At 72.3% G+C, this 8,985-nt stretch carries 10 protein-coding genes; 5 read left to right on the top strand and 5 right to left on the bottom strand.

The window, feature by feature from the left end; translation table 11 throughout:
- The first annotated feature begins 339 nt into the window (after positions 1–339).
- Both J7I94_RS26025 and J7I94_RS26020 read left to right on the top strand, forming a co-directional pair.
- Positions 340–1,407 (top strand): C40 family peptidase, encoded by a 1,068-nt coding sequence (locus J7I94_RS26025; RefSeq protein WP_215170610.1) that lies wholly within the window; start codon positions 340–342, stop codon positions 1,405–1,407.
- A 299-nt stretch (positions 1,408–1,706) separates the two neighbouring features.
- Entirely contained in the window at positions 1,707–3,101 is a 1,395-nt protein-coding gene (locus J7I94_RS26020) for a PP2C family protein-serine/threonine phosphatase (protein ID WP_215170608.1), read from the top strand.
- Positions 3,102–3,137: 36 nt separating this feature from the next.
- Here the strand turns inward: J7I94_RS26020 and J7I94_RS26015 are convergent, their stop codons facing one another.
- From J7I94_RS26015 to J7I94_RS26000, 4 genes are all read right to left on the bottom strand, one after another.
- Positions 3,138–3,473 (bottom strand): DUF2516 family protein, encoded by a 336-nt coding sequence (locus J7I94_RS26015; RefSeq protein ID WP_215170612.1) that lies wholly within the window; start codon positions 3,471–3,473, stop codon positions 3,138–3,140.
- Positions 3,474–3,578: 105 nt separating this feature from the next.
- Positions 3,579–4,247, bottom strand: a complete 669-nt coding sequence (locus J7I94_RS26010; protein ID WP_215170606.1) for a hypothetical protein — start codon at positions 4,245–4,247, stop codon at positions 3,579–3,581.
- 90 nt (positions 4,248–4,337) lie between these two features.
- On the bottom strand, positions 4,338–4,934 hold the full coding sequence (locus tag J7I94_RS26005; RefSeq protein WP_215170604.1) for a helix-turn-helix domain-containing protein: 597 nt from the start codon (positions 4,932–4,934) through the stop codon (positions 4,338–4,340).
- A gap of 79 nt (positions 4,935–5,013) precedes the next feature.
- Entirely contained in the window at positions 5,014–5,340 is a 327-nt protein-coding gene (locus J7I94_RS26000; RefSeq protein WP_215170602.1) for a helix-turn-helix domain-containing protein, read from the bottom strand.
- A gap of 164 nt (positions 5,341–5,504) precedes the next feature.
- On the opposite strand from J7I94_RS26000, the gene J7I94_RS25995 reads away from it, so the two are divergent.
- The 3 genes from J7I94_RS25995 to J7I94_RS25985 all read left to right on the top strand — a co-directional run bounded on the left by J7I94_RS25995 (position 5,505) and on the right by J7I94_RS25985 (position 8,387).
- The gene (locus tag J7I94_RS25995) at positions 5,505–6,479 is read left to right on the top strand and encodes a zinc-binding dehydrogenase (protein WP_215170600.1); all 975 of its coding nucleotides are present in this window, start codon (positions 5,505–5,507) and stop codon (positions 6,477–6,479) included.
- Positions 6,480–6,540: 61 nt separating this feature from the next.
- Positions 6,541–7,071 (top strand): ATP-binding protein, encoded by a 531-nt coding sequence (locus J7I94_RS25990; RefSeq protein ID WP_215170599.1) that lies wholly within the window; start codon positions 6,541–6,543, stop codon positions 7,069–7,071.
- An 83-nt stretch (positions 7,072–7,154) separates the two neighbouring features.
- Positions 7,155–8,387 carry a serine hydrolase gene (locus J7I94_RS25985; RefSeq protein ID WP_215170597.1) on the top strand — a complete coding sequence of 411 codons (1,233 nt, stop codon included), beginning with the start codon at positions 7,155–7,157 and terminating at the stop codon, positions 8,385–8,387.
- 120 nt (positions 8,388–8,507) lie between these two features.
- Here the strand turns inward: J7I94_RS25985 and J7I94_RS25980 are convergent.
- On the bottom strand, positions 8,508–8,985 hold a 478-nt coding region (locus J7I94_RS25980; protein WP_215170595.1), incomplete at its 5' end, for a transposase.

The raw sequence follows: 8,985 nt of genomic DNA, 5'->3' as shown, positions 1-8,985 counted from the left end.
GGGGGGGGTGGGGGGTGAGGAGGTGGGGGGGGGGGGGGGGTGTGGTGCGGCTCGGGGGTGAGGGGGGCGGGGGGGGGGGGGTGCGGCTCGTGGGTGAGAGGCGCCTGGGGGTGTGGTGCGGCTCGTGGGCGGGAGGCGCCTGGGGGGCGAGGCACGCTCGGGGCTGAGAGGCGCCTGGGGCGAGGCACGCTCGGGGGACGAGGTGTTCCTGCGGGACAACGGGGAAAAGAACGGCTTCTGTCGGTCTCTGACGGCCTCTGTCGCTCCGCGATCCGACATGGCACGATCCCCGGGGAAACGGGGGCGTTACTGACGGTTGTTCAGCTTGGGGGCAGAGATATGGGTTCGGGGAAGCGTGGCCTGATCACCGCGGCCGTGGCCGTGGTCTGCGCGGTGACGGTGCTGACCACACCGGGCACGGCGTTCGCGGACCCGGGCCCCACCCCGGCCCCGACGGTCACCGTCACCCCGGACAAGGACCTGGAAGCCGTACGCGACCAGCTCGACCGGCTCTACCGGGAGGCCGCCGCCGCCACCGACGCGTACAACGCGGCCGAGGAGCAGGCCGAGCAGCAGTCGGCGCAGGTCGTCGAGCTGGCGAAGAAGATCGTCGAGGGCCAGGAGGAACTGGACGACCTGGAGGCACGCGCCGCCGCCTCGGCCCGCGCCCAGTACCGCACCGGCGGCCTGCCCGACGAGGCCAAGCTGATGCTCAGCGACGACCCGCAGGAGTTCCTGGACGGCGCGGGCCGGGTGCTCCAGGGCCAGCGCGCCACCAAGGGCCTGCTCGGTGAGATGAAGCGCGCGCACGCGGCCCTGAAGACCTACGCGGCGGACGCCTCCGAGCAGTGGGAGCAACTGGAGGCCAACCGCGCGGCGAAGGCCGCCGCACGGAAGACGGTGGAGCAGCGGATCGCGGCGGCCGAGAAGCTGGAGTCCGAGCTGGAGAAGGAGGAGAAGGAGCGCCTCGCCCGGCTGGAGCGCGAGGCGGCGCAGCGGGCGCAGAGCGCCTGGCTCGACTCCGGCGTCCTCGACGGGATCGGCGAGGAGGCCACCGAGCGGGGCGAGAAGGCCGTGCGGTACGCCACGGCCCAGATCGGCAAGCCCTACGTGTGGGGCGCCGAGGGCCCGGAGTCCTTCGACTGCTCCGGGCTCACGTCACAGGCCTGGGCCTCGGCCGGCCAGGGCATCCCGCGCACCTCGCAGGAGCAGTGGCGGCAGCTCGAACGCGTGGCCGTGGAGGACATGCGGCCCGGCGACCTGATCATCTACTTCGACGACGCCAGCCACGTGGGGATGTACGTCGGGGACGGCAAGGTCGTGCACGCCCCCCGGCCGGGGCGCACGGTGACGGTCGCGGGGGCGGGCACCATGCCGATCCTCGGGGTGGTCCGGCCCGGGGAGTGACCCCGGGAGCGATCCGAGGCGGGACGGGCGCGTGACACGGGCAGGCGTGAGGCACGCCACGTGACCGACTCCACGTCGCCGCCCGGTGCCGTCCGCGCGGCGACGTGACGTTCGTCATCCCCCGGGGCCCGGACGGCTGTCCAACTGCGGTACGGAACGCGGCATATGACAGTGGCCGTTGGCAAGCCGACGTGCCGCGCACCATTCCGCTGCCCGCCCGGCACCCGCTATGGTCCCCGTCGGTGGGTCGAGGTCCCTCGCCCCGCCATGCCCTCGGGGGGAGGGAAGGAACCAAGACGATGCCCGTACCCGTACCGCGGCAGAGAGCGATCCCGGCCGTGGAGAGTGGTCAGGCGCAGGCCGCGTCCCATGACGGCGGCCCTTCCGTCGAGCAGGCCCCACCACGGAAGGACACCACCCGAGACACCGGCACAAGCACCAGCGCAGGCACAGGCGCAGGCACAGGCACAGGCGCCAGCGGGCAGGACTCCCACCAGGAACCGGCCACCGCCGAGCCCGCCGCGCACACCAACCTGACCCTGCTGCTCATCGAGGACGACCCGGCCGGCTCGCCCATCGTGCCCGACCTGCTGGACCAGACCGGCAAGCCGATCCGCGTCCGCACCGCCCGCAACCTCACCGAGGCCGAGCGGCTGCTGACCCACGACGTCCACTGCATCCTGCTGGACCTCGCCCTCCCCGCCCCCGGCGGCGCGGACGACGACGAACTGGCGGTCCTCAGGCACGTACTGGAACTCGCGCCCCGGCACGCCGTCCTCGCCCTCACCTCGTCGTCCGACGCGGAGCGCGGCGCCGAGGCGGTGGCGGTCGGCGCGCAGGACTACCTCTTCCGCGACGAACTGGACGGACGGCTGCTGAGCCGCGCCATCCGGTACGCCGTCGAGCGCAAGCGGTCCGACTCCGCCGAGCGGCGGCTGGCCGAGGGCAGGCTGCGCGCCCAGGAGAACCGCCGGCTGGAGCGCGGCCTGCTGCCGACCCCGCTGCTGGACGGCTCCCCGCTGCGGTTCGCCGCCCGCTACCGCCCCGGCCGCTCCCGCGCCCTGCTCGGCGGCGACTTCTACGACGTCGTCCGCACCCCCGACGGCACCGTGCACGCCATGATCGGCGACGTCTGCGGGCACGGCCCGGACGAGGCGGCGCTCGGCGTGGAGCTGCGGATCGCCTGGCGGGCGCTGACCCTGGCGGGGCTCTGCGGCGACCAGTTGCTGGGCACGCTCCAGGAGGTGCTGGAGCACGAGCGCGGGGACGACGAGATCTTCGCGACGCTGTGCACCGTGGACATCGCGCCGGACGGCCGCCGGGCCGGGCTGTGCCTGGCCGGGCACCCGGCACCGCTGGTCGCCCGCCCCGGCGTGCCCGCGCGGCTGCTGCCGTACGACAACAACGGCCCGGCGCTCGGGCTGCTGCCGGGGGCGCGCTGGCCCCGGACGCAGGTGGAACTGGGGGCCGAGTGGAGCCTGATGCTCTACACCGACGGGCTGATCGAGGGCCATGTCGGCGAGGGCCGGGAACGGCTGGGGCAGGACGGGATGGTGGAGCTGGTGCGCCGGCAGCGCGAGGAGGGCCTGCGGGGTGAGGCGCTGCTGCGGGCCACCGTCAACGAGGTCCGCCGGCTGAACGGCGGCGAACTGGCGGACGACGTGGCCGTGGTGCTGCTGGACCGGCCGGCCTGAGCCGTCGGCCCGCGCGGAAGCCGGCCCGCGCGGGAGTCAGCGGCCCCCGTTGTACGGCCCGTACGGACCGTCGCTGCTGCTGCCCCGGCGGGTGTTGCGGCCACCGCCCGGCAGGCCGCGCAGCGCGGGGCGTACGTCGACCATGTACACGATCGTGGCGATGAGGCCGATGACCGGCAGGAACGACAGGATGTTGAAGATCAGGTTCACCACGAAGGCGAGCCCCAGGATGATCAGCCAGAACGGCTTGGTCTTCTTGTCGGCCGCGCGGTAGGCGTCCTCACGGCGCGTGGCGGCGTCGATCAACGCGAAGCCGCTGAACACGATCAGGGCCATGCTCAGCAGCCACATGAAGCCCGCGAACCCCTGCATCAGCACAACGTCCACCACCAGACTCGGGTCGTCCCTACGCCGTCACCGTACCCGCACAACGGACCGGACACCCCAAGGGTGCCCGGTCCGTCGCTTCCGCCGTCGTCACTTGGCGGACGGCGCGGACTTCTTGGTGGTGGTGTTCGTGGTGTTGTTGGTGGCGCTGGTGCTGGTGGCGGTCTTCTTCGCCGGGGCCTTGCGGGCGGCCGGGGTCTTCTTCGCCGCGGCGGCGGCGGTCGCCGGAGTCGCCACCGGGGTGGCCGCGGCGGGCTTCTCCTCCTCGACCTTGACCGGCTCGGCCTTCGGCTCGACGGCCACGGCCAGCTCCTCGACCTCCTCGGCGACGTCCTCGATGCCCTCGGCGGCCTGGCCGCGCCAGGTCCGCACGGCCTGCTCGCCGTGCTCGGCGACCTTCTCGTAGGTCTCCTTGGCCTTCACGGCGTACTCGGCGGCCACGCCGACCGAGCGCAGCGCGAGGTCCTGGGCGGTCTCGCCGAGCTTCTTGAGGTCGGTGTCGAGGGAGCCGATGAACTCGTTGACCTTGGTCTGGAGCGTCCCCTGCGTCTCCTTGACGCGGGCGCTCGCCTTCTCCTGGACGGCCTTGGGGTCGGTGTTGCGCACCGCCTCGATACGGGCGGGGGCCTCGGTGCGCAGCTGGTCCACCAGGACGGGCACCTTCTTGGCCTGCTGCCAGGCGAGGTCCGCGGTGCCCGCGGCGAAGTAGAGCGGCGTGGGGTCGCTGAGGGTCTTGCGCAGATCGTCGGTGATGGCCATGGTGACGGTCCTCCCGGATCACGTTCGGCTGAGGGTTTTCGGGGTGTCGTACGGGTCTCCCGCGCGGGGCCGGCGGCCGGTGGCCGTTTCCTACCCGGCCGTCCGCCGCGGGGCGGCGTCGTCGCCGCCGGTCCTGCGGGTACGCGCGTCGGCCGCGCGCGGGCCGCGTATGGAGGTGTCGTCGCGTACGTCGTCGCGTACGTCGTCGCGTACGTCATCGCGCGCGTGGTCACGTACGTCGTCGCGGGCACCGCCAGGGTCACCGCCGGGGGCTCCGTCGCCCCCCTCCGCGCCCTGAGCCTCCGCCGCACCCTGCGCACCGGCCACGTACCCGTTCTCCTTGCGGAACGACTCGTAGATCTGGAGCAGCACCTGCTTCTGCCGCTCGGTGAGGGTGGGATCGGCGAGGATGACGGCCGTCGTCGCACCGTCCCGCCGGCACTCCTCCCGGTCCCGCTCGGCATCCAGGATCCCGGCCCGCACGTACAGCGTCTCGGCGGAGATCCGCAGCGCCTTGGCGACCTGCTGGAGCACCTCCGCGCTCGGCTTGCGCAGCCCGCGCTCGATCTGGCTCAGGTACGGATTGGACACCCCCGCGGCATCGGCGAGCTGCCGCAGCGACAGCTGCGCGTTGCGCCGCTGCTCGCGCAGGTACTCACCGAGATTGCCGACGTTGAGCGATGCCATGCCTCCACGATGCACGACTCTGCTAACTATTGCAAGCAAGGTGCTTGCAACAGTGACTCAACGCCCCGGGCGAGTTCGGTCACCCCTTCCCGGTGGTGCGGTTCTCATGCGCGTCACGGGCGGCGAACAGGGTGGGCATGTGGTCTTCCGCCCAGCGTCGGCCCGCGGCGATGGGTTCGAGCAAGGTACGCCCCAGCGCGGTCAGTTCGTACTCCACACGCACGGGCACCTCGGCGTGGACGGTGCGGGTGATCATCCCATCGCGCTCCAGTGCCCGCAGGGTCTGGGTGAGCACCTTCGGAGTGGCGGCGCGCAGCGGGATCCGCAGCTCGGAGAACCGCCGTGCCCCCTGTTCCAGGCACAAGACGACCATGGCGGACCACTTGTCGCCGATCTTGATCGGCATGGCACTGCTCGGACAAGCCGGGTGGAACATGTCGGGATCGAGCGGCTTCACAAGTACCCCCGCGGTAGCCAGATACCTTTGAAGTAACCAGTATCTCCTGCCCTACCTTCGCGACAGCGGCGCGGCCGACCGCCGCCTCTCCACACTGCTGATGCGAGGGAAACATGCGTGCTGTCCGGTTCCACGCCTACGGATCACCCGACGTACTGCGCGTCGACGAAGTGCCCGTTCCCCAGCCGGGCCCCGGTCAAGTGCTGGTCCGGGTCACGGCCGCGGGCGTCGGGTTCGCCGACGTCCAGATCCGGGCCGGTCTGATGCGACAGACCGCCCTCCCCGATCTGCCGATGCCGTTTTCGCCGGGTTTCGAGGTGGCCGGCACCGTGGCGGCAGCCGGGCCCGGCGTCGACCCGACGACGGTCGGCAGGCGGGTGGTGGGTGCCCCTGCCGGTGGCGGTTACGCGGAGCTGGCGCTCGTGTCCGCCGACGCGGCCCTGCCCTGCCCGGACGCCCTCGACGACCACACGGCCCTGGCACTGCTCGGTCAGGGAACGACGGCGGTCGGAGTAACCCGGGCCGCCGCCTTGCACGCGGGGGACACCGTACTGGTCGAAGCCGCCGCGGGTGGCGTCGGCAGCCTTCTGGTGCAGTTGGCCAGGCGCGCCGGTGCCACCGTGATCGGCGCTGCCCGGGGTGAGAAGAAGCTGGCCGCGGCCGAACAGCTCGGCGCGCACATCGTGATCGACTACACCGCGCCGGACTGGCACGAGCAGGCACGAGACGCGGCAGGCGGCAGCGTCCAGGTGGTTCTGGAGACCACTGGCGGTCCGGTATCGGCGGCCGCGTTCGACCTGCTGACCCCCGGCACCGGCCGCATGGTGATCTATGGCACGGCCAGCGGGCAGGCGCCGCGCTTCGACCCGCTCGCCGTGTATCACCGGGGCGTCTCCGTGACGGGCTTCGCCTCCATGGCTCTGGCACCGGACCAGCAGGCCAGGCTGCGCGACGAGGCGTTCGGCCTGGCCGCCGTCGGCGAGCTCGAGCCGGTCATCGGCACCGTCCTGCCGCTGTCGCAGGCCGCCGCAGCGCACCGGGCCTTCGAGGAGCGCGCCACCATCGGCAAGACCGTCCTCACGCCCTGAACACCGCACGAGCGATGCGAAACCCGCGCCTGACGGCCCCGGCCCGCTAGCGTGGGCGCCCATGATCGTATGGCTCAACGGCACCCACGGCGCGGGCAAGACCACGACCGGCGCGCTCGTGCAGCGGCTGATTCCGGACTCGCGGGTGTTCGACGCCGAGAAGGTCGGCGAGACGCTCATGGACATCAAGCCGAAGCTGCCCGGCGCCGGGGCGGAGAACTTCCAGCACTGGCCGCCGTGGCGACCGCTCGTCGTCGAGACCGCCCGCCGGGTGCTCGACTACGTCGGCGGCACCCTGGTGGTGCCGATGACGGTCCTGGTCGAGCGGTACTGGCGTGAGATCAGCACCGGCCTCGACCGGTGCGGCATCCCGGTACGGCACTTCGTCCTCCACGCCGACCGGGCGGCCCTGCGCGAGCGCATCGCGGGTGACACGGTCGTCGGCCCGAACTCCTCGTTCCGTCTCCAGTACCTGGAGCCCTACGCCGAGGCCGCCCGCACCTGGCTGCACGCCGAGGCCGAGGTCGTCGACACCACGCGCCTCACCCCGGCCGAGGCCGCCCGGCGGATCGCGGAGGCGGTCAAGGGCTGAGGCCGGCGGGGTGCGGTTTTCCTCACCTCGCTCTGGTGGGCAGCCGCATGGCGCCGGGCGGGCGGCCCGGAGACAGTGGATGCATGGCTACCGAGCGAAGCTCATGGGCACGGCGGGCCGCTGCGGTGACCGTCACCGCAGCGGTGCTGGCGGGTGCCCCGACGTCACCGGCCGCGGCGTCGGCCGACGGCGGCACGGCGCGTACGCCGCTCACCCGGGCCCAGTTGCAACGGGAGCTGGACCTGACGCTGGAGGAGGCCGGGTACGTCGGCGCCTCCGTCGAGATACGCGACGGCGGGCGCCTGATCCGGGCGAGTGCCGGGGAGGCCGAGCTGGGCGGCGGCCGTCCGGTGGGCCGGGGCGAGCGTTTCCGCGCCGCCAGCGTCACCAAGACCTTCACCGCGACGGTCGTCCTGCAACTGGCCGCCGAAGGACGGCTGTCGCTGGACGACACCGTCGACCGGTGGCTGCCCGGCGTCATCAGCGGCAACGGCAACGACGGCAGTCGCGTCACCCTGCGCAACCTCCTCCAGCACACCAGCGGCATCCACAACTACGACTACACGGAGGACACCGGCCAGACGGCGGCGGACTTCGAGCGGACCAGGTACGACCACCTGGCGCCGGAGGAGAGCGTCGCCCGGGCGATGAAACACGCGCCCGACTTCCCGCCCGCCGCCCCGGACGACCCGGCGCCGGACTGGAACTACTCCAACCCCAACTACATCGTCGCCGGAATGGTCGTCCAGAAGGTCACCGGCCGTTCCTGGGCCCAGGAGGTCCGGGACCGGATCATCCGGCCGCTGGGGCTGAAGGACACCTACGAACCGGGCGACGATCCCCGCATCCGCGGTCCGCACGCCCACACGTACCAGCGCTTCCCCGGTTCCACCGGCTGGACCGACACGACGGAACGCAATATGTCCATGGCGGACGCCGCCGGGTCGCTCATCAGCGGACAGCGCGACCTGGACAGGTTCTTCACCGCGCTGTTCGACGGACGGCTGCTGCCACCGGCGCAGCTCGCGCAGATGCGCCGCACGGTCCCGGCCAATGACGAGATACGCCAGGCCTTCCCCGAGCTGGAGTACGGGCTGGGGCTGATGCGGCAGCCGCTGGCCTGCGGCGGCCACCGCTGGGGCCACGGCGGTGACCTGGAGGGCGGCACGGTCCGTACGGGGTTCACCGAGGACGGGCAGCGTTCCGTCGTCATCGCGGCCAGCGGCAAGGCCCCCGGCGACGAGCAACTGCTGCGCGCCGAGCGCGCGGTCCAACGGCTCACCGACCTCGCGCTGTGCGGCCGGACCACGGACTAGTAGTGCTTCGTTAGGTTCTGGGTCTGGTTCTGCGTGTGGTGAGGGGTCGTCCGCAGGTGGTGCAGGTGCCGGTCCAGCACCTCAGCAGGTCCTGGAGCACGTCCAGGACCTGGTAGAGGGTCAGGCCGGCGTGTGGGCTTTTGGGTCGAGCCGCCGCAGGGTGAGGAACGCCTGGGCGGCGGTGACGAGGGTGACGTGGTGGTGCCAGCCGCGCCAGGTGCGGCCCTCGAAGTGGTCGAGTCCGAGTCCGTGCTTGAGTTCGCGGTAGTCGTGCTCGATCCGCCAGCGCATCTTCGCCCACCGCACCAGGTCGGTAACCGGAGTGCTGGCGGGCAGGTTGGTCATCCAGTAGGCGGTCGGCTCAGCCGCGTCTTCGGGCTGTTCGACCAGCAGTGTCCGCAGCGGCAGCACACCGTTCCACCGGCTGCGTCCGCCGGCCGCCTCCTGGGCGGTGCGAGTGGCTTCCTTACCCGAGGGTCGCACTTCGAGCACGGCGAAGTGCGAGGTCATTGCGCCTTTGCTGCCCTGACGCCAGGTGACCGGCTCGAAGCGGGTGCCGGAGCCGGTGAGCACGGTCAGCGGCTTGGCCGGTTCTCGG

This window comes from Streptomyces sp. ISL-12 (assembly GCF_018614415.1).
In the GTDB taxonomy this organism is placed as follows: Bacteria; Actinomycetota; Actinomycetes; order Streptomycetales; family Streptomycetaceae; genus Streptomyces.
This window is presented reverse-complemented; position numbering and strand designations above follow the sequence as displayed.